The organism is Lentzea cavernae (assembly GCF_014653695.1).
Taxonomy (GTDB): Bacteria; Actinomycetota; Actinomycetes; order Mycobacteriales; family Pseudonocardiaceae; genus Lentzea; species Lentzea cavernae.
Map to the genome: position 1 here is coordinate 78,541 of NZ_BNAR01000018.1, position 25,308 is coordinate 103,848.

At 68.2% G+C, this 25,308-nt stretch carries 30 protein-coding genes and 1 tRNA gene; 4 read left to right on the top strand and 27 right to left on the bottom strand.

Features of this window, described 5'->3' with window-relative positions; all coding sequences use genetic code 11:
* The first annotated feature begins 268 nt into the window (after nucleotides 1-268).
* The 3 genes from IE307_RS38465 (at nucleotide 269) to IE307_RS38475 (ending at nucleotide 2,735) form a co-directional block, all read left to right on the top strand.
* Nucleotides 269-1,375 (top strand): hypothetical protein, encoded by a 1,107-nt coding sequence (locus IE307_RS38465; RefSeq protein WP_191304398.1) that lies wholly within the window; start codon nucleotides 269-271, stop codon nucleotides 1,373-1,375.
* An 85-nt stretch (nucleotides 1,376-1,460) separates the two neighbouring features.
* Nucleotides 1,461-2,192: a metal-dependent hydrolase gene (locus IE307_RS38470; protein WP_191304399.1), complete on the top strand. Its 732-nt coding sequence runs from the start codon at nucleotides 1,461-1,463 to the stop codon at nucleotides 2,190-2,192.
* Between the two features lie 93 nt (nucleotides 2,193-2,285).
* Nucleotides 2,286-2,735: a hypothetical protein gene (locus IE307_RS38475; RefSeq protein ID WP_191304400.1), complete on the top strand. Its 450-nt coding sequence runs from the start codon at nucleotides 2,286-2,288 to the stop codon at nucleotides 2,733-2,735.
* Between the two features lie 105 nt (nucleotides 2,736-2,840).
* Here the strand turns inward: IE307_RS38475 and IE307_RS38480 are convergent, their stop codons facing one another.
* From IE307_RS38480 to IE307_RS38610, 27 genes are all read right to left on the bottom strand, one after another.
* Nucleotides 2,841-3,200, bottom strand: coding sequence for a hypothetical protein (locus IE307_RS38480; RefSeq protein WP_191304401.1), 360 nt, complete (start codon nucleotides 3,198-3,200; stop codon nucleotides 2,841-2,843).
* Between the two features lie 16 nt (nucleotides 3,201-3,216).
* A complete protein-coding gene (locus IE307_RS38485; RefSeq protein ID WP_191304402.1) occupies nucleotides 3,217-3,816 on the bottom strand; it encodes a hypothetical protein in 600 nt (199 codons plus the stop codon).
* Between the two features lie 26 nt (nucleotides 3,817-3,842).
* Nucleotides 3,843-4,061 (bottom strand): hypothetical protein, encoded by a 219-nt coding sequence (locus IE307_RS38490; RefSeq protein ID WP_191304403.1) that lies wholly within the window; start codon nucleotides 4,059-4,061, stop codon nucleotides 3,843-3,845.
* 80 nt (nucleotides 4,062-4,141) lie between these two features.
* A complete protein-coding gene (locus tag IE307_RS38495) occupies nucleotides 4,142-5,128 on the bottom strand; it encodes a hypothetical protein (protein WP_191304404.1) in 987 nt (328 codons plus the stop codon).
* A 2-nt stretch (nucleotides 5,129-5,130) separates the two neighbouring features.
* A complete protein-coding gene (locus IE307_RS38500) occupies nucleotides 5,131-5,418 on the bottom strand; it encodes a hypothetical protein (protein ID WP_191304405.1) in 288 nt (95 codons plus the stop codon).
* On the bottom strand, nucleotides 5,415-5,927 hold the full coding sequence (locus IE307_RS38505; RefSeq protein ID WP_229905507.1) for a glucosaminidase domain-containing protein: 513 nt from the start codon (nucleotides 5,925-5,927) through the stop codon (nucleotides 5,415-5,417). The genes IE307_RS38500 and IE307_RS38505 overlap by 4 nt, the downstream gene beginning before the upstream one ends.
* 39 nt (nucleotides 5,928-5,966) lie before the next feature.
* Nucleotides 5,967-6,260, bottom strand: a complete 294-nt coding sequence (locus IE307_RS38510) for a hypothetical protein (protein WP_191304407.1) — start codon at nucleotides 6,258-6,260, stop codon at nucleotides 5,967-5,969.
* 9 nt (nucleotides 6,261-6,269) lie between these two features.
* On the bottom strand, nucleotides 6,270-6,722 hold the full coding sequence (locus IE307_RS38515) for a hypothetical protein (RefSeq protein ID WP_191304408.1): 453 nt from the start codon (nucleotides 6,720-6,722) through the stop codon (nucleotides 6,270-6,272).
* A gap of 13 nt (nucleotides 6,723-6,735) precedes the next feature.
* Nucleotides 6,736-10,101, bottom strand: a complete 3,366-nt coding sequence (locus tag IE307_RS38520; RefSeq protein WP_191304409.1) for a hypothetical protein — start codon at nucleotides 10,099-10,101, stop codon at nucleotides 6,736-6,738.
* Entirely contained in the window at nucleotides 10,101-12,251 is a 2,151-nt protein-coding gene (locus IE307_RS38525; protein ID WP_191304410.1) for a phage tail tape measure protein, read from the bottom strand. The genes IE307_RS38520 and IE307_RS38525 overlap by 1 nt, the downstream gene beginning before the upstream one ends.
* 166 nt (nucleotides 12,252-12,417) lie before the next feature.
* Entirely contained in the window at nucleotides 12,418-12,843 is a 426-nt protein-coding gene (locus tag IE307_RS38530) for a hypothetical protein (RefSeq protein ID WP_191304411.1), read from the bottom strand.
* Between the two features lie 35 nt (nucleotides 12,844-12,878).
* Complete coding sequence (locus IE307_RS38535; protein WP_191304412.1) at nucleotides 12,879-13,379, bottom strand: hypothetical protein; 501 nt, start codon at nucleotides 13,377-13,379, stop codon at nucleotides 12,879-12,881.
* A complete protein-coding gene (locus IE307_RS38540) occupies nucleotides 13,370-13,777 on the bottom strand; it encodes a hypothetical protein (protein ID WP_229905495.1) in 408 nt (135 codons plus the stop codon). Before IE307_RS38540 ends, IE307_RS38535 begins: the two co-directional genes overlap by 10 nt.
* A 102-nt stretch (nucleotides 13,778-13,879) precedes the next feature.
* Nucleotides 13,880-14,335, bottom strand: a complete 456-nt coding sequence (locus IE307_RS38545) for a hypothetical protein (protein ID WP_191304413.1) — start codon at nucleotides 14,333-14,335, stop codon at nucleotides 13,880-13,882.
* A 10-nt stretch (nucleotides 14,336-14,345) separates the two neighbouring features.
* Complete coding sequence (locus IE307_RS38550; RefSeq protein WP_191304414.1) at nucleotides 14,346-15,086, bottom strand: hypothetical protein; 741 nt, start codon at nucleotides 15,084-15,086, stop codon at nucleotides 14,346-14,348.
* Nucleotides 15,086-16,336 (bottom strand): DUF4082 domain-containing protein, encoded by a 1,251-nt coding sequence (locus IE307_RS38555; RefSeq protein ID WP_191304415.1) that lies wholly within the window; start codon nucleotides 16,334-16,336, stop codon nucleotides 15,086-15,088. Before IE307_RS38555 ends, IE307_RS38550 begins: the two co-directional genes overlap by 1 nt.
* Nucleotides 16,336-16,635: a ubiquitination-like system serine protease family protein gene (locus tag IE307_RS38560; protein ID WP_191304416.1), complete on the bottom strand. Its 300-nt coding sequence runs from the start codon at nucleotides 16,633-16,635 to the stop codon at nucleotides 16,336-16,338. The genes IE307_RS38555 and IE307_RS38560 overlap by 1 nt, the downstream gene beginning before the upstream one ends.
* On the bottom strand, nucleotides 16,635-17,060 hold the full coding sequence (locus IE307_RS38565; RefSeq protein ID WP_191304417.1) for a hypothetical protein: 426 nt from the start codon (nucleotides 17,058-17,060) through the stop codon (nucleotides 16,635-16,637). Before IE307_RS38565 ends, IE307_RS38560 begins: the two co-directional genes overlap by 1 nt.
* Nucleotides 17,057-18,109, bottom strand: coding sequence for a hypothetical protein (locus IE307_RS38570; RefSeq protein ID WP_191304418.1), 1,053 nt, complete (start codon nucleotides 18,107-18,109; stop codon nucleotides 17,057-17,059). The genes IE307_RS38565 and IE307_RS38570 overlap by 4 nt, the downstream gene beginning before the upstream one ends.
* Nucleotides 18,110-18,170: 61 nt before the next feature.
* On the bottom strand, nucleotides 18,171-18,332 hold the full coding sequence (locus IE307_RS38575; RefSeq protein ID WP_191304419.1) for a hypothetical protein: 162 nt from the start codon (nucleotides 18,330-18,332) through the stop codon (nucleotides 18,171-18,173).
* Nucleotides 18,329-18,727 (bottom strand): SAP domain-containing protein, encoded by a 399-nt coding sequence (locus IE307_RS38580; RefSeq protein ID WP_191304420.1) that lies wholly within the window; start codon nucleotides 18,725-18,727, stop codon nucleotides 18,329-18,331. Before IE307_RS38580 ends, IE307_RS38575 begins: the two co-directional genes overlap by 4 nt.
* Nucleotides 18,728-18,831: 104 nt before the next feature.
* Nucleotides 18,832-19,317 carry a hypothetical protein gene (locus IE307_RS38585; protein ID WP_191304421.1) on the bottom strand — a complete coding sequence of 162 codons (486 nt, stop codon included), beginning with the start codon at nucleotides 19,315-19,317 and terminating at the stop codon, nucleotides 18,832-18,834.
* Nucleotides 19,318-19,329: 12 nt separating this feature from the next.
* Entirely contained in the window at nucleotides 19,330-19,848 is a 519-nt protein-coding gene (locus IE307_RS38590; protein ID WP_191304422.1) for a hypothetical protein, read from the bottom strand.
* Nucleotides 19,849-19,878: 30 nt separating this feature from the next.
* Complete coding sequence (locus tag IE307_RS38595; RefSeq protein WP_191304423.1) at nucleotides 19,879-21,351, bottom strand: phage major capsid protein; 1,473 nt, start codon at nucleotides 21,349-21,351, stop codon at nucleotides 19,879-19,881.
* 13 nt (nucleotides 21,352-21,364) lie between these two features.
* Entirely contained in the window at nucleotides 21,365-22,528 is a 1,164-nt protein-coding gene (locus IE307_RS38600; RefSeq protein WP_191304424.1) for a head maturation protease, ClpP-related, read from the bottom strand.
* Nucleotides 22,529-22,557: 29 nt separating this feature from the next.
* Nucleotides 22,558-24,606, bottom strand: a complete 2,049-nt coding sequence (locus IE307_RS38605) for a phage portal protein (RefSeq protein ID WP_191304425.1) — start codon at nucleotides 24,604-24,606, stop codon at nucleotides 22,558-22,560.
* On the bottom strand, nucleotides 24,606-24,827 hold the full coding sequence (locus IE307_RS38610; RefSeq protein ID WP_191304426.1) for a hypothetical protein: 222 nt from the start codon (nucleotides 24,825-24,827) through the stop codon (nucleotides 24,606-24,608). Before IE307_RS38610 ends, IE307_RS38605 begins: the two co-directional genes overlap by 1 nt.
* Nucleotides 24,828-25,176: 349 nt before the next feature.
* Between IE307_RS38610 and IE307_RS38615 the strand changes: the two genes are divergently transcribed.
* A tRNA-Glu gene (locus IE307_RS38615) sits at nucleotides 25,177-25,248 on the top strand.
* Nucleotides 25,249-25,308: the final 60 nt, after the last annotated feature.

Below are 25,308 nucleotides of genomic sequence, written 5' to 3' on the forward strand. Positions count from 1 at the left end.
GATCAACAACGTCGTGGCCGGGGTCGCGCGCCTACCCGCAGACGCACACCCCGGCCCACAGACCGCATGTCACAGGTCAGAGGGGGTGACACCGGGGGTGAATCACCCAGGTGACACCGGGGTGATCATCCCGGGTGACAGGGGTGAAACCGGCAGATCAGGCGGGGTGAGGCCCGGTGCCACCAGGGTGACAACAACCGAGTCACCCTCACATTTACCCCTTCTCATCCGCTCTGAACAGCGCAAACAGACTACGGAAGGACCAGACGTGACCACCCCTGCCGCCACCGCCGAGCCCACCCCGGGCTGGATGGTGGCCGTCCTCGGCGCCAGCCTCCTGCCGCTCGCCGCAGCCGCTTTCGTGCTGTCGTTCGAGCAGCTCTGGCCCGTCATGCTGCTCGGAGGCTGGTCCACCTCCACCGCCTGGCTCGGCCCCGTCATGCTCGACGTCACCGCCGCCGCCGGCGCCGTTATGCACGTCGTCAGCACCGACCGCGGCGCCAAGAACTGGGGCCTGGGCCTGCTGCTCGGCGCGACCCTGCTCTCCATCGCGGGCAACCTCGCCGGCCATAACATCGCCACCGCCCCCGGCGGCGCGACCCGCGCCCAGCTCCCACCCGACATGGCCGGCTGGTCCCTGCCCGACAGCTGGCAGCCCGTCGTCCTTGCCCTTTCCATCGCCGCCCCGACGTTCGTCGCCGTCCTCGTCCACGCCTTCGGCGCCGTCCTCAAGGCCTGGCTGTCCACCCGACCGGCCACCCGATCCGACTCGGTCGAGTCGATCGAAGACCCGACCGTCACCCGACTCGACCCGACCGAGTCGGCCCCATCCGACCCGCCTCCCACGGCCGACCCGACCCGACCCGACCACCTTGACCGACCCGACCCGGTCGCCGACACCCGACCGATCGCCCCGACCCGACTTACACCCGACCCGACCGCTGACCTGCGACAGTCGGCTGAGTCGGACACCCGACCCGACCAGACCGACGCACCCGACCAGCTCCGGCCGGCTGACCCGACCGACGATCCGACCCCGGCGGCAGCCGACTCGGCGCCGCAGCCGACCGACCGACCCGACCGACCGGTCGCCCAACCGACCAGCCGACCGGCACCCGACCCGACCGAGTCCGATGACCCGACCCGACCGACCGACTCGGCCGCGCCGACCGACCGCGCACCCGCCGCGACCTACTCACCCGACTCCGATCTTGCCGACCTCATCGCCCGCGCCCGCCGACTCGTCGAGTCGGGCGAGATCCGACTGACCGCCGACGCCATCCGACCCGCCCTCGGAGTCGGCCAGGCCAAGGCCCGCGAGATCCGCGACGCACTCAAGGACGAACAGCGACACGGTCTGCGTGCCGTCAGCTGACCCGCCCGACTGAGACACTGCCCCGCCCGTGGGTTCACGGGCGGGGCTTTCGCCGTTCCACACCTCAGCAGTTGGAGACGACCGCATGTACGGCATCACCCACGCTGCCACCGGATGGTGCGCCGGGCTCTTGCTCGCACCGCTCGTGGACGCACACACCCTGCCGCAGGCCGTCGTCCTCGCCACTGTCACCGCTGGCGCCGCGCTGCTGCCGAACCTCGACCACCCTGACGCCCGCCAGTCCCGGCTGCTATACCTGCTCACCGCCGCGCTGTCCGCGGTCATGCAGGGCTTGTCGCGGCTGCTCGGCCGACTGACCAGCAGGCGGTTCGAGGCTTACGGCGGGGAGCGCCAGTACTTCACGCACACCCTGCTGTTCGCGGGCCTGCTCGGGGCGGGTGTCAGCTGGTGGGTGTCGACGGCCCGCACGTTCGCGGTGGTCGCGGTGCTGGTGCTGTCCTGCGTGTTCGTCGTCGATGCCCTCGGCGATTGGCTGCTGCCTGCGGTCGCTGGTGCGGTGCTGGTCGCGCTGGTGAACACCGACAAGATGGCCGCGATGTCGCCGTGGCTCGGTCTCGCGGTGGGTGTCGGGGTACTGGTGCACTGCGCGGGCGAGGGCATGACCGGCGACGGGAGCCCGTTGTTCTGGCCAGTGCCGCTGGGCGGGCAAACGTGGCGTGAGATCCCAGCGCCGGCGCTGGCGCGGTTCCAGGCTGGTGGGTTGTTCGAGGTGGCGGTGCTGCTGCCAGGGCTGGTGATCGCGGACATGCTGTTACTGCCTGGGATGACGACGCTGCTGGGCAGCTTCTTCGGCTAGCAGGTCTTCGCCTGGCGGTAACGCGTGCTCACGCGCCCGCGACACGTCGGTTGCCACCGACAGAGCGGAGCCATCCCCGTGCGCACCCCCGCCGTGATCCTCGCCGTGCTGTTCGCGACCGCGTGCTCAAGCAGCGGCGACACCCCGCCGGAGACGCCCAGCTCGAACGCCTCGGCGGAGCCCACGCCCGGTCTCCACGACGAGTGGGCTGGCAGGTTCGACATACTCACGAAAATCTCCGGTGAGCCGCGATGCGCTGGTGAGAAGGTGCGGACGAAGGACTGCGCCAACTACCTCACCCCGATCGCGCAGACAGCGGCCGCTCTGGAAGGGAAGATCCAGGAGAGCCCGGACGCCGCGTTGTACGTGGACACCTTGGCCGAGCTCAAGGAGATGGCGTTCGCGCGTGAGATCTACACCGAGCTCAAGTGCGCTGACGGTGGCGGGACGCTCGACGCCTGCCAGCGGGAGATGCTCGGGATCGTCGGCGGAATCCCCGTGGTGCTGGCGACGCTCCGGACGGCTGACCTGAAACGAAGGTGACACGAAACGGCCCCAACACCCGCGCCTGGGTGTTGGGGCCGTTCGCTGCGCTGCCCGAGGGGGCTAGACAGCGCACCCCGCCGCCGCACACGGCGGGAGCTTGCGCTACCTGGCGAGGGCGTAGTCGGCCTTCACCTTCGGTTCCACGTTCGGCCGCACCAGCACCCCGGTGAGCACGAGTTCCACGACGACCATCGCGGTGGACTGCACCTCGGGCGACAGGGACAGGCCGAACGCGAGGCCGACGGCGATGAGCGCCTTGAAGAATCCGACGATCGCGGCAACGCTGCGTTCCTTGTCGAGGAACCCGATGGTGATGAGCCCGAACAGGGCGGCCGCGCAGGCGTTGACGACGCCCTGCTGCTCGGTGGTCAGGGGGAAGACCGCGGAGGAGACGAACGCGACGAGGCCGGAGATGAGGGCCAGCCAGTAGGCGGGTTCGCGGCCGAGGACGAGACGGGTCATGGCGACTTTCCTTTCGTTACCGTCGCCCGAGTAGCGGCGGAGGCGTGGTGGTGGTTGTGCCGGGCGGCCCGTTGGATGGGGCCGTGCACGTGTAGAGCGGGCTCGTGTCGGGGCTGGCGGGGTCGCGGGTGCAGGACTGCTGCCTGCCGTCACCGTCCACCCATGACCAGCCCGCGGGCGGTTTGCCATCGACACCGTCCCGCCCGTCCTTACCGGCGGTGCCGGCCTGTCCGTCGGCGCCGTTCTGGCCGTCCTGCCCAGCCGTCCCGGTTTCGCCGTCGGCGCCGCGGCATTGCGGTAGTTCGGACACGCAGGCCGGAGTGGTCCCGTCCTTCCCGTCGCGGCCGTCCTTCCCGTCCCGACCGGCAGGCCCAGCGGGTCCGGTGGGGCCCGGAATCCCTGGTGGCTGCACGACCGGCGTGCCGCCCAGTTCGGTGACCTGCTGGGCCAGCGCTGTGACGGACCTCTTCAGCTCGTCGGCCTGGTCGACCTGCTGGCTCCGATCGACCAGGAACAGAGCAATCGCGCCCGCGATCAGCGCGGCCGTGACGAGCCCCAGCGTGACGATCAGGCGGCGCCCGCGGCGGTCGACGGCGGCGTCAGCAGCGGGTTGCACGATGGTTCGGTCAACTCGTTCAGGTGTCACCGGTCGTCCTCTCCTTCCTCAAGCGCTGCCCGGATCTCGTCATCGGTGAGGTCTCCGTCCTTCGCGGATTCTTTGAGACGTCTCATGACTCCTGTGGCGGCACGGCGCCGTTCGCGTGGTGATGAACGCAGCGCGGTGATGATGCCGACCGCGGTGGTGCCGAGCGCGCCGACGAGCGTGGCGATGGCCCCGATGAGCAGTGCGATGTCACCCACTCACCCCTCCTTGGATCTGTTGTGCTGTGGGGCGATGAGTGGCCGCGCAGCTGCTTGACGCGACCGGGCGCCGCTCTGGGTTAGGCGGCGTGGAGCCGCTGGCCGAGCTCGTCCATGACCTCGGCCGCGAGGGTCTCGTCGCGCTCGGCGAGGATCGCGCGGAACGTCGCAGTCGCCGCGTCGAGCTGGGCCTGCAGCGCCGCGAGGTGTGCCGCGTTGCCGGCGGCGGTGGTCTCGCGGACCGCGTTGTCGACGATTCCCTTGACCTGTTCTGCGGTCAGCGCGCCGTTCTTGGAGAGGGCGGCGATGGCCGCGATCAGCCCGGCCTGCCCCTGCTCCAGGCGGACAGCGACGGCGTGGGTTTCCCAGACGCCGTAGTTGGTGCCGCGCAGGTGCTGGCGCAGGGGCAGGTCGCTGCTCTTGCCGTCGTAGCCGACCGGCACGGGTGCGTTCAGAACGTCTTCTGCGGACACGTCGTCCTCCTGGTGTGCGCCGGAGGCCTCGAGGGCCAGGGCGTCGCGTCGGAACTGGTTTGCGTCGATCGGGGTGCCGGGCTTCCAGCCGGCGTCCCACTTGCCCTCTTCAGAGGTCTCGAAGTGCAGGCGGCACCGCTCGATCGAGCCGTACCGCCGCCGGACCGCGATCGCGAAGACCTTGGAGACGTAGTACTGCTCGGGGCTCATCGGCGAGTTGCCGGCGTAGTCGGTCTCCATGCCGACGACCCTCGGGTTGAACAGCCTGGTGCGTGGCAACGGACCCATCGATCGGCCCGCGCCGGCACCCGCGTGGTTGGCGGGGTGTGCTGCGATCACGCGCACGACGCCGTTGAACTTGTTCTGGAACTGGCACAGCGGACCGGAGAGGTCCGGGCGGCCGTCGCGCAGTACCCGCGTGCCTGGACCTGGGTTCTGGTAGGTGGCCGGAATGCCTGTGTGGTGCAGGATCCCGCCCTCGTACGCGGCGGATGATCCGTTGCCGCGCGTCTCCCAACCCGGTTCGAACTCGACTGGAACACCGAACTCGCGGAACACCGAGACGAAGAACAGGATCTCCTCGACAGCGCCCATGATCACGCCTCCCCGTCGTCGTAGACCTGAGCGAGCAGGTGGGCGGGGACGCCGGCGAACGCGTCGTAGTCGGGCTTGAGGTAGGGCGCGTCGGGCTCCGCGTCGAGCGTGCCGACCACACGGACCTTGTCGGCCAACCGTTCGACGCTGACCTCGACGTCGTCGGCGTTGGTCTCAGGGTCGTCGTCCGCCGCTGCACGTGCGGACATCTCGGCGCGGACATGAGCCTCGGTTGAGGCGATCAGTTCGTCGCTCGCGTCGACGGGAAGATCGCGGGCGTAGGGGATCACAGTCCCACCTCCACGAGTCGTCGGGCGATCGAGGCGATGCCCTCGCCATAGCCAGACCCGGCCCAGCGGCCGGAAAGCTGCTCGAAGTCGGTGATGCGGTGTCCACCGAGGACAGCCCAGTACCGGGCGTGGGCGACGTCCCGTTCGGGCACGCCCCAGCCGGTGTAGGCCCGGAGGTGGTGTGCCTGCGCGAGCGCGCCTTGCCACCACGAACCGAACTGGTCGTGCGCCAGCAGGTTGTCGCCGTCGGTCACGCCCGGCTTCAACTTCTGGTTGTCCGGGTGGATCTTGATCCCGGCGACGTTGAAGAAGCTCGCCGGAACGGTGCCGGTGAACCGCCCCCAGTTGGTCTCCCGGGCAGCCTGAGCGATCGCGCCGACAGCGTCGATGCCGTAGCGCGAGCACGCTTCCCAGATGGCCGGGGCGATTTCGTCGATGAACAGCGGGGCTGCGTTCTGTGTTCCGAGCAGGCGGAGCACGACGTCCCACTGCTCGCTCGGTGGTCCCATGATGCGCACGGGCTCCACCTCCTCTCGTTGTTGAACGGGCTACTCGGTGACGGGCGCCTGGGTGTGCCTGGCGCTGAAGGTGGGTGCGGGCAGTTGCTTGAATGGCACGTTGATGGGCTCTTCGCCGCCCCACATCGGGCCGACGACGAACCACTCGCCCTCGGGCAGGAGCAGGTTGTCCATGCCGGCGGTGCCGTACAGGGTTCCGTCGGGCTGTGGCGTCCACTCCCAGTTCGGCCCCCGGTAGGTGCCGACGAGCTCGGCGACCTCGGCGACGTTGTCCCCGGTCCACTGCACGGCCTCGAACTCGCCGGGGATCTCGACGTATCTCATGGCATCTCCTTAGGCGGGAAGCGGTTCCCAGAGGATTTCGCGGTTATTGAACGTGCCGGTGCCGCCGCTCACCTTGTGTTGCATGGTGATCGTTCCGGCCGCACCTGGCGTCAGTCCTGTCTGGAAAGAGCGGCGGCCAACGCCGCCCTCGTTCGTGTTGCGGAAGTACGTCTGCCAGTTGTCGCTCGCCGCGACGGTGCCTGCCGCACCGGAGATGCGGTAGCTGATGACCGAGTAGTTGTCGGCGCTGTTGTCCGTGGACCCGAAGACCGTGACGGCGATCTTCCCGGAAGGCGGCACGATGAACGCCACGGAGACGGACGTGGTGCCGCTGAGGGTGTCCGTGTAGCTCGTGGACGTCGTCGTGCCCGCCGTCGTGTTCACACCGGACGATGCGTGCCCGGTGGGCGCCAACGAGTTGAGCATGCTGGCCGTGATCTTCTGCCCCGCGAGCGCGACCATCATCGCCTCCTAGTCATGACAGGCCCACGATCAGCGGGCGGGCGACGTTGACGGGTGTGCCGGCGGCGTGCACGAGGCCGGCACACCCGTTGGTTGCACGGGTCACGGTGAATGCCTGTGTTGCGTGGAACGCCACCGCGCCAGCACGGGAGACAGCAGACGCGCCGCCCGTCACGGTGAAAGAGCTGCCGGTTGGCCCGGTCGTCAAGCCGTCGCACACCTGGTAGTCCCAGACCACCCCTTGGTCGTTGCCGGTGGTGCTGGACGGTTCACCGATCTCCGTCATGCCGGTGAGCGTGGCGACCGACGTCCAGTCGTCCTGCTTCCATCCCCACTGCACGACCAGCGTCTTCGCGGCGTACGGCGTGAGCGGTGGCGTGCAGGCGATGTTCTGCGCAGAACTGTTGATCTGGAACTCGGTGTCGTACGCCGTGAGGGACACGCCGCGCAGCACGCACGCCTGCGCCGAGGTCGTGTCGCCCGCTGCGCCACCGGTGAACGTGATCTGCGGTGGGGCCTCGCCGTTGCTGGCGACTTCCTTGCCGAACAACCGGACGTTCGCACCGTCCTGAACAATCTCGTAGCCAGCCGGGGGGTTCGGGTTCGCCGTGCCGCTGGGGTTGCGGATGGCTGCCAGGATCAGCATGACGTCGCCAACCTGGCTGCTGGCCGGTGTTCCGGGTGTGACCGAGGCGTTGTCGCCGTGCGTTGCAGTGCCCACGCTGACGAACGTCGGGTTGCTCGAGCCGATCGCGGTCGCGAGCATCTCCTCGCCGCCCACCAGGATCGGCACGCCGGAACCCACGCTTGTCGTCCACGTCTCGCTGGACGACCGCACCTTGAACGTGGTGTCGCTGGCGGTCGCCATGTCGGCGTTCAGCACGGTGGTTTCCGCGTCGAGCCACGCCTCGTCGTCGTCGAGCACACCGGATCGGAACGGTGCGGCGGGCGCGAACACGATGGTCAAGGTGTGCCGGAACTGGTCGAGCACGCGGGTGTAGCCGATCACCAGCTGCGGCGTGGGACCGAAGACGAACGAGGTGTCCATGCCCTCCAACGTGATCTGGTCGCCCACGTCGAGCTCGATCAGCCGGCGGTACAGCTCGGGGTTGTCCTGCCAGATCTCCGTCCGGTGCAGGTCGACCACAACGGACGGGTACCGGTACTCGTCGACCGTGCCGCGGGCCACGCGCCACGACGCCTGATCGGACAGGGCCGAGTCGAGGTCGACGTTCAGCTCGACCTTCTTCTCGTACGAGCCGACCCCGCCGTCCTCTGGTGCCGCGGTCGACATGCGGCCAGAGGTGAGTTCGTAGGTGTACTCGCCGCCGTCGTCGCGCTTGGCCACGACCTTGTTGACCACGAGCCGGTCGTCACGGGTCGGCTGCCAAGGCGGGGAGATCTCCTTGGCGGACATGCTGATCGTGCAGCGGGAATCGCGGCCCAGCATCGAGTTCAGCGACCGATACACCAGTGACGCGGCCGAGCGCTGCTCGTACAGCAGGCCGTCGTCGGCTTTCTCGCAGTCCTCGAGGACGCTCATCAACGGGGCGATCTGCTGGGGCCCCATCGTCGCGGTGGCGTCCTGGTCTCCGATCCAGGCGAGCTGTACGTCGTAGTCACCGCACACGCGTTCCATCCGGTTCAGCGCGGTCTCCCCGGCGAACCCGAACACCGCGTCCCACGCGTTGTTGCCGAAGGAGTCGCTGAAGGCGGCGTCGTAGACGCAGACGTGCCCGACGGAGAAGTCGTTGGTGTGCGCGGCGAGGTCGTCGATGGAGACCTCGCGGAGGCGGGTGAGCGTGCCGGCGTACGTGTTTGAGAGGACGCCGGTGCCGTCGACGTACACGACCCACGTGATGTTGCCGCCGACCTGCTGGGCGGTCAGTCGGATGTGGTGCAGGCCGCCGTCGAACGGCGGCACGTACGTGACGATCGTCGAGCCGGACGGGTCGTTGACGTCGATCTCGTCGATGGCGTGCTCGAACGTCACGGTGATGTCGTTGTTGCCGTACCTGACCCGCAGTGCGTAGTCGCTCGACCAGGCCCCCTTGCGGACGTGGTCGACCATCCACCCGTCGGCCGCGACGAACCCTGGCAGCGACAGCTTGTCCAGAGTGTCCAGCGAGTCGAGGCCGAACATCTTGCACGCGGGGCCCAGCCACGACGCCAACGTGCCCTTGCCGAAGCTCTGGCTCGTGTCCTGGCCGGTCGTGAGGTACAGCGGCACGGTGCCGACCTCGGGCTCGGCGGCCGCCACGCCGCCCGAGTCCTCGAGCGGCCAGTAGTGCCGGATGCCCTGGGTGGTGCTGCGGTTGTGCTGACGCAGGAAGGTCCTGACCGCGTTGATCGTGGTCTTCTTCTCCTGGATCAACCTCCGCCGCACCCCGGCGCCGGTAACGGCAACCGTCTGGTGCTCGCCGGTCTCGTCCCTGTTCTGCGGCCACTCGGAGATGTAGTCGAACGCCAGCGGTAGGCGGATGTCGATGTCGTTGTAGGAGAACGTGACCGGCACGTTCGTGTTGCCCGCGCCCACGACCGACTGGACCGCGATGTACCCGGACGCGTCGAGCAGGGCGGTGTTGAAGCCCGTGTCGTCGGTGATGTCGATGTCCCAGCCGTAGGGCTCGGACGTCGCACGGTCGGCGCCCTTCCATAGCTTGCAGCGGAACGTCGACCCGTCCGCCTGGACCCGGATGTGCAGGGCCTGGCCCGCGGTGTGGGTGATGCCGTCAACGATGATCAGGTTCCGGATGGGGTTGCCGCTGCCGTCGTACAGCGCCAGGTACACGGTCTCATCGGTGTTGATCAGCAGCCGCGTCATGTAGTACGTCGAGGAGTCCTGGGCTCGGAACAGGAAGTCGGTGGCGAGCGCGCCGACCTGCACGTCGGTGAACCCGAGCGTCAAGCTGTAGGTCACGTCGACTTCGCGCTGGTCGAAGGCAAGCAGTTCGCTGCGGCGCCCGGAGTTCGCGGTGCCGATCGTGTGCGTGAGCGCGCTGCCGGTCTTCGCGTAGTCGGAGTTCGCCCCGCCGGAGTTCGTCCACGAGTAGGTCGCCCATGCCCCGTCGGGGTGCGCTTCTGTGGTGCCCCAGCCGTTGGAAACCACGGTCGAACCGGTATCCCTGGCCAGCCGCAGGGAGGTCTCGTGCGGGTTGTTGTGGCCCAGGTGCGTGTACCACGGGGACAGCGGGTTGCGTTCGGTGTAGCGGCCGTCCGCGTTGAACAGTTCGAAGTCGGATTCCTGCGGCGGCGCGATGCTGTCTTCGCTGCGGCGACCGCGTTGGATGTTGAGGCCGGCGTCGTACGACAGGTCGGAGGAGACGTCCTGCCATGTGCCAAGGAAGAGTCGGGTGACGATGTCGTTTCGCAGCCCCATCAGCTCATCGCCCCCGACAAGTCGACCTTGCCGCCGCGGATAGCCGCCTGGAACCACTCGAAGAACATCCGCTCGAGCGGGGACATGTTCCCGAGCGACCGGAGTGTCAGCGTGCCGCTGCCGCCTGCACCGCGGTCGGTGCCCCAGCGGGACTCCATCGACCGGGTCATGGACGCGGGAATCACGGTGGAGCCCTGGGGGAGCCGGATCGCTTCACCGTGGGATTGCGAGCCCCAGTCGTTCACGACGGCGTTCGTTCGCCCGCCGGGTATGCCGCCGCTGGCGAACCGTGCCACCGGGCCGCCGTGCGCGGACGGCCGGTCGTGGTAGGTGGCCTGGCCGTTGACGCTGCCGACGTAGCCGCCGATGGTGCTGATCTGCTGGGTGATGTAGATCATCGCCGTGCGGGCGCGAGCCAGTTGGTTCATCTGCGCTTCAGCATCGGCCGCGCCGAGCAGCCGCACCATCGTCGCGATCTGGTCAGGCGTGAGGCTGTACACCGAGTTGAGGTGCGCGATCTGATCCTTGGTCAGGCCAGCCTGCGACCAGGTCTCGTTGAGCTTGTCACGCATACGTCCGGTGTCGGCGATGAACTGCTCGCGGCTGATCTGCCCACTAGCGAGCGCGGCCGCCATGCCGTCGAACGAGTCCCGGACATCGTTGACCTGTGCGTACAGCTTGCGGCCGTTTTCGTTGGTGACATCGAAGGCACCTGTCGAGTCGAGGAGGGTTTTCGCGTAGCCCTTCGCACGGTCGTCGGCTTGCTTGAACGCGCCGTCCATCGCACCGACCGCCTCGGCCGCAGAGGCAAGCGCTTCGGTGTAGTCCGGGGTCAGCCCGTTGAGTAGGTCGAGCGCCTGCCGGACGGCGTCTACCTTCTTCGCGGCATCGTCGCCAGCCGCACCGACTCCTGCGATCGCCTCCTGCAGTGCCTTCATCGGGCCAGGTGGCGTCTGCGTCATGGCTTTGAGGCTGTTGTTGAAGTTGCCGACGTCCTTCTCGGCTTCCTTCAAGCCAACGAATTCGAGGCCCTGGGCAAGCTGGTCGATGACCATCTTGTTGCCCTCGTGGATGTCGTTGAGGACCCCGAGGACGTCTGCGCCGAACTCGATGATCTCGCCGAGGCTCGCGATGAAATCGCCGAGTGCCTGCGGGTTCTTCTCCACCGATGCCGAAAGGTCAGTGAACGCGTCGGCGATCTCGCCGACGATGCCTGGCAGTCGGTCGCCGAGGTCAGCGAAGACCTTCGACGCTGCTGAGGCAAGCGGGTCGAGGGCAGGAGCGAACCGCTGGAAAGATTGCAGCAGCCCGTCGAACAGCACCTCCAAGCCGGGGGCGACCTTGGCGAACGAGTCGGTCAGCTTGTGACCTGTCTCGTTCCACACGGTCTGCGCTCGGCCAGCGGTGCGGATGAGAACGCCCTCGATCACCGAGGTCCGGCTCTGTACCTCGTTGACGATCCCAGACCACAAATCCGAGAAGGTCTGGCGCACCTTCCCGTTCTGGGCGGCAGCGACGATGGCGAGGCCGCCGATACCCGCGCCGAAGCCGGCGACGATGCCGCCTGCGAGAGCGCCACCGACGAGGGGTGCAGCTGCACCCACCGCGGTCGCGAGCGTCCCGTACACGGCGGCCTGGACTGCAGGGTGCTGAGCCTTGAGCCCGTCGCCGAGGCCACCGACGAACGATGCCGCGCCCTTCGCGCCGGCCTGGCCGAGGTCGAGGCCCTTGCCGACCGTGTCAAATACCTTGCCGAACGCGTTGGCGATCTTCGGGCCGATACCGGACGTGATGTCGATGTCGAAGCCGCCGAGGCCGTCGAGGCTGTTCTTCATCCGGTTCTTGTCGAACTCGGCCTTCACCTTGACGATGCGCTCTTCCTCGGCGGCCTTGAACGCCTTGTCGACCTTGTCTTTCAGCCCGTCGAACGCCTTATCTGTTGCGTCGCCGAGCTTTTTGATGGCCTCCTTCGCCATGTCCGCGCTGTTGCCAGCCTTCTTGAGGCCCTTGTCGAGATCGGTGGTCGACTTCGACCCGGCCTTCTCCAACTCCCTGGCGTACTTGGTGATGTCCGCCAGGTCTTTCTTGAGCTCGGCGACCGTGTTGCCGGGGCGGTACTGACCGGTGACGACGATCTTCACTTCGTTCATGTCCCACCCCTTTCTCCACGTTCAGCGACTGCTCGCAGGTACATGTCTTCGATATGCAGGTGCCGCAAGAGCGATTGGTCAGCAGCCTCGACCTCTTCGGGGAACCGTCCGAATCGTTCGCCGATCTTGAGTAGCCACAGGGATTGTTCGACTTCCCAAGGCAGGGTTACCCGAGCGGCTGTGACGGGATGGATGCCTCGATAGCGAGATCCGGGCCCGTACTCGAGCCACTCGTCGATGCCCGCCCGGAGTTGCCGTCCAAAGGGGACTGTTCGTCGACGACCTCTTCCAGGCTCGACCACGCGTGAAGGATGCGCATCTGCACCGGGAGGTCGATCGTGTACCAGTCGTCCAACGTGATCGGCAGCTTGACGCCGTCCTCGTCCTCGATGTTCCAGTCAACGATGTGGTCGATCAGCGCCCGGAACTGGCGGTCGAAGTACGCGCGGTCTTCCTCGTCCTTGCGCTGGCCGCCCTTGAACTCCAGGCTCTCCAGCAGAGTCGGAGCCGTGGTCTTGACTTCCAACCCGTCAGTGATCGGGTCACCTTCCAGGAAGGTGAGGTTGTAGCGCCTCTTTCTCGGGAAGCCCATCTTGTTGCCCCTCTTGCGATGTGCGGTGTGGTTGATCAGGCGGGTAGGAGCTGGCGAACCAGCTCGTCATGTGGACAGACGCCCGCGTTGACGCGGCGTCCGTGGTTGCAGTTCATGCAGAGAACTTCGAAGCCAGGCGGGTAGTTGTGCTTGCGGAGCCAGGAGATGAACCCGCCACCACCGGTCTGACGCCGATGCTGGTTGCCGCCACCGCCGATGTGTTCGAAGGTCAGAAACGCGAGAGTTCCCTCCCCGCAGCAAGCGCACGACGGGTCAGGCGTCGTGCTGTAGACGCGGAGCGCTTCGACCCGCCGTTCCCGAGCCTTGGCGTTGACGCGGTCCCTGTTCGCGGCAGTCCACTTGTCCGCGACCTGCTTCTCACGCTCCGGCGCGGCGTGGTAGCGCTCACGACGACGTGCACCGATGCACTCAATGCACTGGCGCGTATAGCCGTCGCGGTAGGCGGCGTTCTTCCGGAACGCCTCCAAGGGCTTGTCCACCCCGCACTTAGTGCACGGCCTGCTGATCACGACCACGTCGGAACGTTCCCGTCGGCGAGCACGAATGGCGCTGCGTAGGTGAGCTCGCCCGACGCGGCGCGGGTGAGCGGGTAGTCGGTCACGAGGACCTCGTTCGCGAGCGTCTGCCCGGAAACCGTGAGAGTGAGGGTGCGGTTCACCGAAGTGGACGAGACCGTCTTCAGCACGGCGTGGCCCTTGTTCGCGGCGTCGTTGAAGACGCCGTTGAGGGTGCCGGAGCAGTCAGCGAGCAACAGGATGCGCTCGACCGCGCTCTTGTCGAGACCAGTCACGTCCTGCACGGCGCGCGGCGTGCTGATCTCCAGATTGGTGATGTCGTTCTTGATGTCCTGCGGCGTGCCGGACGCATCATCGAGTGAGCAGGTGCTCCACCCGAGGCCGGATTCTTTCGCCAAACCACTGCCCTCCTAGATGGCGGAGGGCAGTGGGGGTACCTCTCCTGAACTTCCTGGGTTGTTGCGGCGAGGCGGTCTACGACCGTCCTCTCCGGGCGGTCGTTACTCGCGCAGCTTCTTGAGGCGCTCGTCGTTCTCGAGGAACTGGTTCACCCAGCCGTCGGCCGAGCAGACCTCTGGGTTGGTGTTCACCCGGTAGTCGCCAGTACGGGTGCTGAAGACCGCAGGCACGTCCTCCAGCCGGATCTTGTGTTCGCTGGCGCCGAAGCACTGCTGCCCTGGCGCGAACTCGAACCGCACGATCCCGGCGGGGAGCGGCTCGCCGTTGGGGCGTTCGAGCACCTGCCGGAACGCGCGGCCGGACGAGTGCCGCACGTAGGTCTCCTGGAACTGCCCCTGCGGCGTGCGGGTGTCGAACTCCGACCACCAGCCGTGCTTCCACTGCTCGCACTCGACCTGCTCGCACGTCGCCGGCAACCAGTGCGTGGCCGCGGGCTGGGTGATGGCGAACGTCTTGTAGTCGCTCGGCTTGCCCTGGGGGGTGATGAGACGGTTCATGGCGGAACCCCTAGAAGTTGACCGTGAAGGTGTTCTTGATGGCGGCGACCACGAACGACACGCTCGTGAAGCCGCCCGTGGTGGTCGTGGCGACGCGGAGGTAGCGGCGCACGGTGGCGTTGCGCGCGGTCTGGATGCGCTGCGACTGCTTTGCCGCAGTCACCGAGGCGAAGGCGCCGGCTGCCAGGTCCGCGAAGGACGCGTTGTCGGCCGAGTCCTGGAGCTTGATCGTGACGTCCGTACCGGCGAAGGCCAGGACGTGCAGGTAGAACTGCGCGCCGAACGACGTGGCGGCCGAGTAGTCCACGCCGGGGCCGTTCGTCGCGGCGGTGTCGGTGCGTGCGCCGGCGGTGAGGAGTTCGCCCCACTCCAGGCCGTACCCGTTGCCCTGCGCGTCGACGTTGAAGGTGAGCTCGCCCTCGGCGGTGCGGGTGGGGTCGTAGCCGATCTGCTTGGACACCAGGCAGGCTGCGGCGCTGCCGATGGTGTCGCCGATGCCGATCGTGTACGCGCGGTCGGTGAGCAGCAGCGCGCCTTCGACGTCGTGCGCCTGGTCGGTCGCGGGGTTGAAGAACGACTTCGAGTTCATCGCGCCGTCGCGGCGTCCGCCGATGCGCACAGGCGCGAACTTGTTGATCGGCGTGACGTCGAACGGCGACATCGGGCAGGAGATGTCGTAGGTCTGCTTGTCGCCGGACAGGTCGTTGCCGTCGTAGTAGAGGACGGACCCGAGGCCGCTGCGCTTGGTCATCAGGCGGCTCCTTCCTGCCAGACGTCGTTGACGATGACGGGGATGGTCACCGTCACCACGCGGGACATGCCGTCAGACCAGCGGGCCCAGCCAGCGACGGCGTTAAGCCGTGCGCCGTGCGCGCCCCTGATGTCGATCATCCGAACGAGACCGTCAACGACGTGGTCATCGAGGTCAAAGTCCCGCGCCAGCGAGCCGATGAGACGGTCTGTGGCATCGCCGATGATGGCGTCCATCTCGTCCTGCGGTTCCTGCTCGCCAGGCGTGTACATGCGCAGCAGCCACTCCACGCGCGCCGAGGTGACGGCCAGACCGGAGGCGTCGATCGGCGTGATGGTGCTCCACCACAACGCCACATGCAGGGGCTCGGCGGGGCGCACGCGCGGCTCGTGCAGCGAGACGGTCTTGAAGTTGCCGAGCACCATTGCGTGGCTCGCCAGGGCCTGCTGCATGGCCTTGGTGTTCAACCGGTTCGATGAGGCGTCGGCGCCGAACACCTGGACGAAGTCCGCGCGGTTCGCCGTCTCGCCAGAGGAGTCGGTGGCACGGAACAACAGCGGGTAGATCCCGGACGTCGCGTACGTGTGGCTGGCCTGCAGCGTCGGGTAGGTGACGGTCGTGGCGTCGGTGCCGTCGCCCCAGTCGATGCGCAGCGTGAGGCCGGTCAGGTCTTCGTCGTCCTCGACGACTGCGGCCGCGGTCACCTGCAGCCCGTCTGCGATGGCGGAGGTGTCGACGATCCGAGGTGGCGTGGCGTCGCCGTGGCCCAGTGTGTACTGGAAGTCCACACCGTAGAACGGGGCGCCGAAGCCGGAGTTCGGGAAGGTCTCTGGGTCGGTGTTGAAGGTGCCGTTGAACCCGGTGGGCGAGTTCGCCGCGGAGAGCGCCACTAGGTTGCCGTCGGCACTGGGCACGTTGGCGTTGAGCGCGTTGGGCAGGGCGCCGTAGTTGCCGCCGGTTGAGTACGACGGCAGGAAGGTCGTCCCGCTGTCGATCTGCAGGGGTGCGGTCAGGGCGTGCAGGGTCCAGCCGTCGCCTGGGTTGTCGGGCAACGTGATGACGGCCAGAGCACCGCCGCCGGAGGACCAGATCCGGCCGCGCCGGTTGGTCACGTTGATCTCGCCCGGCCCCGTCCAGATGCGCAGGTGCGTGATCGTGATGTCGACTTCGGCGCGGTACCAGACACCCAGCTCGTAGTTGGAGCCGTCGCCGACCTCGCTCGGGTCGGCGCCATTCCAGGCCAGCACCATCAGCGCTCACCCCCAGCAGGAACCCAGCGGCCTTCACGGATGAACCCGTGGTGGCCGCAACCGCGGCAGAGCAGCGACGGCGACAGCGTGAGCGGCTCCTGCTGCTCGACCTGCCACATCGCGCTGGCCGCGGGCTCGAACACCTCGCGCACCTTGGCGGTGTCGAAGTACACGAAGCCCGCGCACCTGCTGCCGTCCGGGCGGGGATGGGTGTAGTCGATGCCGACCGCCGCACCGCCGGCGAGGCCGCTGTGCACGACCTCAAGCTCGACGCCGTGCCCGATGTCAATGACGGTCATCACGCACCTCGCAGGCGCGGCAGGTACCGCTTCATGACGGCCTCGGCGAGCGGCAACGCCTTGCCGCCGTTGAGTGCTCCGGTTGTCGCGCCGAACGCGCCGTAGCCACGGAACGAGGTGACGGGGGCGTTGCGCGATCCGTCGCCTTCCAGCCAGTGGCCGTAGATGACCCCGCGGTCGTGCACCGCGACGGGCGTGACGTCGGACTCGAGAGTCTCAAGCCCCTCGATGCCGCCGCGTTCCATCGTGATCTGGGTTTCGTAGTACGGCGTTGGGTTGCGGATGCTGGCGTCGAGGATGCCGTGGATGTCTGCGAGCGCCTGCTGACCGACCTGCCAGGTCGCGTCCTCCAGGTAGTCGTGGAGGATCTCCGGCATCTGGCCTTCGAGGACAGGGCCGGACTCGAGGACGATGACGGCGATCACCGGGCCACCGCCCGAATCCGGGCCTTGCGGCCGTAGTTCTCGTAGCACTCGTTACGAGCGTCGTTGAGGCTCCTGGCCCACGCCTCGCGTGCTGCCTCGCCCTGACCGATGACACGGGCCCACGCGGTGGACTCCTGCGCGAGCGTCGTCTGCGCCTCGGCGATCGTCAGCCGCTTCACCGGGCCGGGTGCTGGCCAGCGAGTGATCGATGCCCCGGACAGGTGCGTGGCGGCCGTGGTGCCCACCGCGCCGCGCTCGACGGTAAGCCGGCGCGCCGCGTAGATGTCGATGCCGGTGTTGTGCGCGGCGAGGACGGTGCCGTCCCACTGGCGGGTGACGAACAGCGTGTTGCCCGCGATGTCGTCGACCCGGACGCGCTCAGCGTCGAGCAGCAGGATCTCGCCGACGTTGAACGCGCTGCCGTCGGACACCGGCAGGGTCTGGTTGCCGAGGTTCGCGGTGAGCGACCCTGCGGCGTTGATCGTGGTGTCGACCATCGCCCGGCCTGTCACGATCATCCGCTCGGAGCCGAGCTTGATGAGGTCCCCGACACCGACCGCGGCCGCGTTGGTGACGTCCACTGTGGTGGCGGTGGTCGTCGACACGGCGGCTGCGAGTGCGCTGGCAGACTTCGAGTCGTCGTTGTAGCCGTGCAGGCCAAGGACTTCGACGTCTCGCTGGTGCGTGCTGCCGCCGCCGAACGCCGCGTTGGAGGCGAGGTCGATCTCGATGCGGTTGTACGGGGGACCGCTGTCCGGGTACAGGAAGAAGTCGGTGCTGGGGATGACCAGACCACCAGAGGTGAGGGTGGTGACCGAGATGACCTCGTGCTGGTCGAGCCAGAGCCGCCACGTCCGTCCGCTCTGCTCTCCAGGCCAGTCGAAGCGATGCGTCTCGAGCCTCGGGTAGAGGATGCGGTGCAGGCGCTTCTCGACGTCGCGCGTTGCGGCTTCGATCGCGTCGTCGACCTGCGTGGCCATCCGCGCGGTCAGCTTGATGTCGCCGCGCGCCATCACGTCCTCGCGGGTGCAGTGCCAGGGGCGTGCCATCTCGGTTCACCTCCTCTCCTTGCTAGGGCCGGAAGTCCGTCCGCCTGCGGACTCCCGGCTGCTACTGGGGCGTCCAGCCGTCGAAGCGGCAGTGCAGGACGCCGTTCTTTCCGCGTTCGAGCGGCTCGCCGTCGTTCGGGCAGGCTTGCGGTGGTTGGGAGCGCTCGGTATCCGCGAGTTTTGCTGCCTCGCGGGCGATCTCGCCGAGCTGCTCCCAACTCACCGCTCGACCTCGTCCGCGGTGTCGACGTCGTGCTGCTGCAGGCGCTCGACGAGCTCGTCGTGGTTGCCGGTCTTCGACAGCCCACGGTTGCCGAGCTCTTCCCTGAGCTGCTTGACGGTCCACTCCGGGTAGTCCGGGTTGGACACACGTTCGGTGCCGTCGCCGTCGATCGCCTCAGGCAGTGGCTCGAATGGCCCGTCGGGCGTCTCGCTCCCGGCCGCCTCGTCTGCGACGCGGGTGGCGTCGCGCGGGACGACGACGTCGCCCTCGTGGAGGATGACCCGCTCTGCCGCGATCTCCTCGGTCGTGACCGGCTCGGCCTTGGCGGCAGGCGTGGGCTGCTCCGGCTGCTGCCCGGCGATCGACGGGCCGCCGTGCACGGTGATCTTCGGCATGACGCTGCCTTCCTCGTGGTGGTCAACGGATCCGCACTGCGGGCATGCGGGGGCACCTACCGAGAACCGGCAGGTACAGCCCCCGCACACCCACAGAGTCACGACTAGGCCGCCGTCACCGTGGCGCCGTCGTCGAGCGGCACGTAGAACAGCGACCACTTCACCGAGCCGGTGTTGCTGGCCGCGCACGAGAGGTCGATCGTGCCCGCCGCAACGCAGAGCGCCTTCGCCCCGAACCCGATGGGGATCGCGCCGGCGAGCTGCTTGTCCAGCGCTACCGAGAACGGGGTGGCGTCCAGGTCCGGCGTGATGCTGAGCTTCCCGCCCACCTCGAGGTTAGCGACGTCGACGACCGCGCAGAGGTCGACGTCGGATCCCGTGGTGGGGTTGGCGATCAGCTTCGTGTTGTTGGCCTGGTTCTGGATCGCGGTGGTGACCTCGCCGATCAGGCCGGTGACGAGGACGCGCCCGCCGGCCACGGTGAAGATCGGCGCGGCGGTGGTCTGGGGGAGAGCTGCGGTGTTGCGGTCGACCTTCAGACCGAACAGGTTCTTCCGGAACGCGGAACCCTGCGGAGGCGTGGGAGCCATGGTCATGTCTCCTTACGACAGCGGGGCGACGAGGTTGGACGGTGCGCGCTGCGCAGCCAGGTCACGTGCGACGTACAGCACGCAGCCGAGCTGGGCGTTGCCGCCGACGTCCGCGACGTCGAGGGAGATGTAGTCGTAGCCGTCGGCCAGCGCGGTGGCGTTGACCGGGATGACGACGATCTGCTGCTCCTCCGCCGAGGTGCCAGCGGCACCGGGGTCGGTGATGGTGGCGGCCGCGGTCTGGGCGATGCGGCTCCACTGCTCGTCGCCGTCGAGCGTCTGCTCGGACTTGACGTAGTAGTGGTCGATCGCCGCCAGGTTCGCGGTGGTACCGCTGGAGGAGGCGGTGTGCTGCTTGAGCGTCAGCACCGGGTCGTCGCCCGCGGTGCCAGCGCCCTTGAACAGCACGACCTCGATGCCGCCGTACATGCGCAGGTTGATGCGCTTGCCGGTGTTCGCGGCCGTCTGCATGTCAACCGGGGCGAACCCGATCGACAGGTCGAAGAGGCGGCCGAGCCCTTCCTGAGCCATGTCAGTGTGTCCTTTCTGGATTCAGCCGTCTCAGCGAGCCGCGAGCTCGACGAACGGGGACAGGGTCGAGCCGTTGTTCTGCGGCGTGATGGGGGACTGGACCCACGGGCGGCCGTCGACGCGCTGGATGATCCGGAACGTCGTCTTGTCCGAGCCGAACTGGTACTCGGTGGACGAGGCCGCGGTCATGACCTGTCGGTCGCCGACCAGGTAGTAGGCGAGGTCGACGAAGGAGATGTCGCCGCGGTCGCCGAGGCGGCCGGCCTTCTCGGACACGATGATCGGGCGGCCGAGCATCGTCGCGGGGCCGGGGCCCGACGCGTTGACGAGCATGACCGGGGCACCGCCGGTGCCGACGGACAGCGCCATCGTGTACAGCTGCGGGATGCAGTCGGGGGAGACGATCCACGCGGCGCGGCTCAGCGACGCCGGCAGCATCCGCGAGTACATCTTGAGGATGTTCTCGAGGTAGATCGTGTCCGCGTCCTGGCCGGACTCCGCGGCGACCGCGATGGAGGCGGGGTTGCCGTCGCCGAGGAAGCCGAGCGGCTCGCCCGCGCCGCTGCCCTTCATGAACGCGACGTCCTCGTAGAACGCCAGGGTCTTCGGCCACAGGCGCTCGATCAGCGCGGTGAAGCTGATCAGGCTGTCCTGCAGCAGCTCGGACGGGACGGCGGAGAGGCCGGTGAGCTTCTTCGCGTCGAGGGTGACGCGGCCGAACTTCGCCGACGAGTCGGTGAGCGGCACGCCTTCCTCGCCCCAGTAGGCGATCATGCCGCCGAACAGGCTGGAGTTGTTGCCCGTCGAGTCGATCATCGGGAACGGGACCCGCGCGGACTCCATCGGCACGACCGTCGCCAGCGGACGGACGACGGACTCCTCCAGCGCGATCTCCAGCAGCTGGCTGCGCAGCGTCTCCGGGACGAGGAAGCCACCGTCCGACGGCACGACCGACCCGAACGCGTTGGCGATCTCAGCGCGCTTGGCCTGAGCCTCCGGCGTGGTGTTCAGGTGCCAGATGTTGTAGATGAAGTCGTTGTGGCTGGCGAACTTCCCGTCCATCTTGGCGCCGAGCGCCTTCGGGTTGTGCGCCGTGGCCTGCTTGTGGCTCGACAGCATCCGACCCGAGGACCGGTTCTGCGGGTCGAGGTTGAGGCGCTGGATCTTCTCCTGGCCCTCGTCGTCGACGTCGTTTTCCCGCAGCATCTGCGCGACCACGCGCTGCGTCTCGGCCCTGACGGCCGCGCGCAGGTCGGTGCCTTCGCCCTGCTGCTCGTCGGCGTAGGCCTGCACCCAGGACGCGAACGTCGACGGGTCCTTGGCGACGTCCTTCATCTTGGTCGGGTCGCCGACCATCTCGAGGAGCTCGTCGGAGTTCTTCGGGATCGGCACACCGGGCGGCGGGGTGAGCGTCGCTCGGTTGCAGATCCGGCCGACCCACCGCGGGTCGAGGCTGCGCAGTGCGAACAGCGAACGCCGCCCCGGAGAGAGCTTCGTCTTCATCGTCACGCCCCCTTCAGGGCTTCGTGAGGTTGGCGAGCACGTCGTCCCAGGTGGGCGACGCTGGGGTGGCGGAGGTCAACGGGCCCATGAGCTGCGCCCAGGGGTCCGTGTCTGTGGCGGCCGTGACCGGTTCGGTGACTGGGGCCGTGTCGGCGGGTGCGGGTTCCGGCTCGTCGGCCGGGACTTCTGCGGCGGGCTCGACAGGCGCTTCCTCGGAAGGCGCCGCGTCGGCGGGCGCCTCCTCCGGCTCGGCGGGCTCGTCGGCCTCGTCGTCGGCCGTGCGTCCGGTTTTCTGAGAATCAGAACCGGACGTGTCGGGCGCGTCAGTAGAGCTGGCGGCGGGCGTCTGGTCCTCCGTGCGCTCGGGCGCTGCCGCAGGCGCCTCGGTCGCCGGCTGCTCGGGCTCGGGGTCCGTCTGGGGTGTGGGCTCGGCAGGCAACTGCGGCTCGACCTCCTCAACTCGGTTGGTGAGCGCGGGGGCCGGGGCGAGCTCGCGGCCGGCGTAGCGGAACGCGAACATCGACAGGTTGTGGCGGGCGGTCATGCGCTGCTGCATGTCCTCGTCGCCGTCCTCGGTGGCGTCCTCGTCGGTGCGGTCGGCGAGTCCTGCCGCGACGGCTTCGGCACCGGTGAACCAGGTCTCGGCGCGCATCAGCTCGCGGAAGTCCTCAACGGACCTGCCGGACTTGCGGGAGTAGATGCCGGCGATGTTGTTGGAGTACCGGTCGAGCAGGTCGGCGGTCTCGCGCAGCTCGGCGGCGTCACCGATCGCGATCGTCGCGGCGTCGTGGATCATGACCTGGCCAGTAAGGGCGATGACGACCTCGTCGGCGGCCAGCGCGATGAACGACGCGGCCGATGCGGCGAGGCTGTCGATGAACGACGTCTTGCGGGCCGGGTGGTTGCGCAGCGTGTTGTAGATCGCGATGCCGTCGTCCACCTCGCCGCCGGGGCTGTTGATGTGGATGTGGAGCTCGTCCACGCGCAGGCCCTGCAGCTCGTCGATGAGGTTCATCGCGGTCGTGCAGTGGCACTCTTCGTCCCACCAGCAGGTGCAGCCGATGACGTCGTAGATGTAGATCACTGCGGTGGACGGCCGGTCGACGAGGTTCTCGATCCGGTACCACCGGTTGCCGTTGGTGCGCTTCTGCGGGGCCGTGGTCTTACTCGCCGCCATCCGCCGGCGCGCAGCCCTCGTCCGGTCCTTCATGAGGTCTCCTTGCCGGTCTGCGCACGCCAGACACCGTGGAAGGTGCCGCGGCAACGGATCCCGCCGTCGCAGTCGATGTAGCCCGCGAGGGGGTAGAGCTTGAACAAGGCGGTCAGGTCATCCGTGTTGCAGATCCACCGACCGTCGATCTCGCGGCACGGCTCGCAGGTGGCGCTGTCGAGCGTCTCCGTGGCGTAGATGGCGCCGACCGGCCCGGCGCCGAGCGTCGCGGCACGTCCGGCGTTGACGGCGCCGTGCAGCGCCCCGCCGAGCACCCGCTTCGGTTCCGCGTCGGTGAGGGACTCCAGATGCGTACGCACGCTGGCGACGACCTCGTCCACGTCCGGCTCCGGCCCGGCGATGCGCTGCACCTCGCGCGCGGCCGAGGTCTCGAGCCCGCGGGCGAGGAGGTCGACGGTGAGGGCGGCGTCGGGTGCGTAGTCCTCGCGCGCCGGGTACACCGCGGTCAGGTCAACGTCCTGCTCGACAGCTTCGGTCACCACCTGGCGCGCGGCGGTCTCGCCGAGCTGGAGCTGCGCGTCCTGCAGCAGCCCGGTGGCGGTGGCGGTGCTGACCTTCAGCGTGGCGAGGTCCGCAGTGCTGCCGGAGCGGAGGATGCCGCGTACTTGGTCGAGGAGCTCGACGATCCAGTCGGCGACGACCGCGGTCCACTGGGCGAGCAGCGCGGCGAGCGCGGCCGACCAGGCGATGTCCACAGCAGACAGGTCCGGCTCAGGCGGGGTTTCCTCGGCGGCGGCGTTCTGCACGAGGTTGGCGACGATGCGCGCGAACTGGGTGTTCGTCGCGTCGTCCGTCGGGGTCTGCTCACGCGGCGGTGCTTGCGGCGCGGAGACGGGCACGCTGAACGGCAACGCCGGCAGGTCGAACGCCTTCAGCGTGGCCTCCGGGTCGGCGCCCTGTGCGATCAGTGCGACCGCCGCGGCGACGCGGGAGTCACGGGACTCGTTCTCGGCCTGCCCGTCCGCCGGCACCGGGCTGTCGAAGTCGAACTCGAGGTCCGCTGCGGTGTCGCCGTACAGCGGCAGCAGGTCGTGGTTCAGCGCACCGCGGATGCGCTCCAGGCGAGGGACCGTCAGCCAGCGGGCGAAGATGTACTCGGCGGCCAGGGCGGCGGCGCGGTTGGAGTCCTGGTCGATGCCGAGCAGCGGGCGGGGGAAGCCGTAGGCCTCAAGGATTTCGTCGCGGTCGGACTCGCGGAGCTCCGTGATCTGGAGGTCCTTGATGCTGAACCCGATCTCTTTCCACTCGCCGTGCTCCAGCACCGCGACCTTGTGCGCGTTGCCGACACCGCGGTGCTGCTCGTTCCACCGCATGGTGAGTTCGTCGAACTCGTCGTCCGACAGGCGCTTCTCGACTTGGATGATGCCGCCAGGGCGAGCGCTGTTGGCGAAGAAATTGCGGTTCCACTCGGCGGCCGCACGTGACCGGCCGAGGGTGATCAGCAGCGTGGTGATGGGGGAGCAGCCGCGAAAGGGGTCGAGCGGGTTCGGGGTGCGGAGGTGGATGACCTCTTTCAGCCCGAGGCTGATGAGCTTGCCGTCCTCCGGGGAGCGGTAATTCCAGCCGAGCAAGAACTTCTTCGGATCTGGGTCGGGCTCCATCCGATCTGGACGGACCGGCCACAGCTCCAGCGGCAGGGTCTTGAACCGCTTGTCGTAGGCGACCACCCATGGCGACTCGCCGGCGAGGTCGACGTGCTGCTGGACGACCTCAACGAACTCTTGCCGCGGCATGAACGGGTTCGGCTTGTTCCACAGGTCCCACGCGGCGTGGTCGGTGACCTTCTGGCGGTCCTCGGGCTTGCCGGTCTTCGACTTGCGGTAGAGGTGCCACTCGACCTGGGAGACCGCCGTGCTGGTGCGGCTGACGATGCCGTTGACCGTGCCGTTGGTGGTGAACGACCGCAGCTGCGCCTCGAACCCGGATGCGCCACCGCCAGCGCCGAGCATCGCGCTGCTGTTGCTTCGGCGCATGGCGAGCGGGACAGGCGCCTGGTTGAGCAGGGGGCCGAGGAGGCTGCGCATCACCGATCACCTGGCCCGGAGCTGAGGCCCTCGACGACCAGGAGCGCGACGCCCATGAAGAAGAGGCCGACGCCAGCGCCGATCACCGCGCCGAAGAGAGCGGCGGCGATGGTCCAGAGGCCAGCGACGATGAGGGCGAAGGCGAGAAGGATGAGGATCGCGGTGCGCGCGTTACGGAGTCGTCTCAGATTCACGGCGACCGCCGCGGGGCGGGCGCCCAACCCCACACCCCACGAGGGGGTCGGGCACCCGAGTCACGGCATGCAGGACGCGCCGCCTGGATAGGCGTGGGGTGGCGGCCGTCGACCTGCATGGGCACAAGGTAGATCGATAAGTCCTGTTCTCACAAGCTCAGAACCGGACGACACGCCTGCGATTCATCGGCGATACCGGTTTGTGACCGTCGAATCCTCGGGTAACCCTGGCGGTTCGGTGCTCATTCGTGTGCGGTGAGTTAGCCTCGTGGCATCGCACAGCTGGTCTCGCTGGCCGTACACCGGTGAGAAGCGACGGCCCCTCGGCGCGCAACGCCGTCCAGCCGGCACAGGTTCAACCTGGAGGGGGCCACCAGGCCGGTGAGCCATACGGATGAGGCGCCACCCTTTCAAGGTGGAGAACCGGGTTCGACTCCCGGATCGGCTACTCTCGACGCACCGGATCCTGGAACGCACCTGCCGGCGAGCAGGTCAGTCCGGTTCCAGC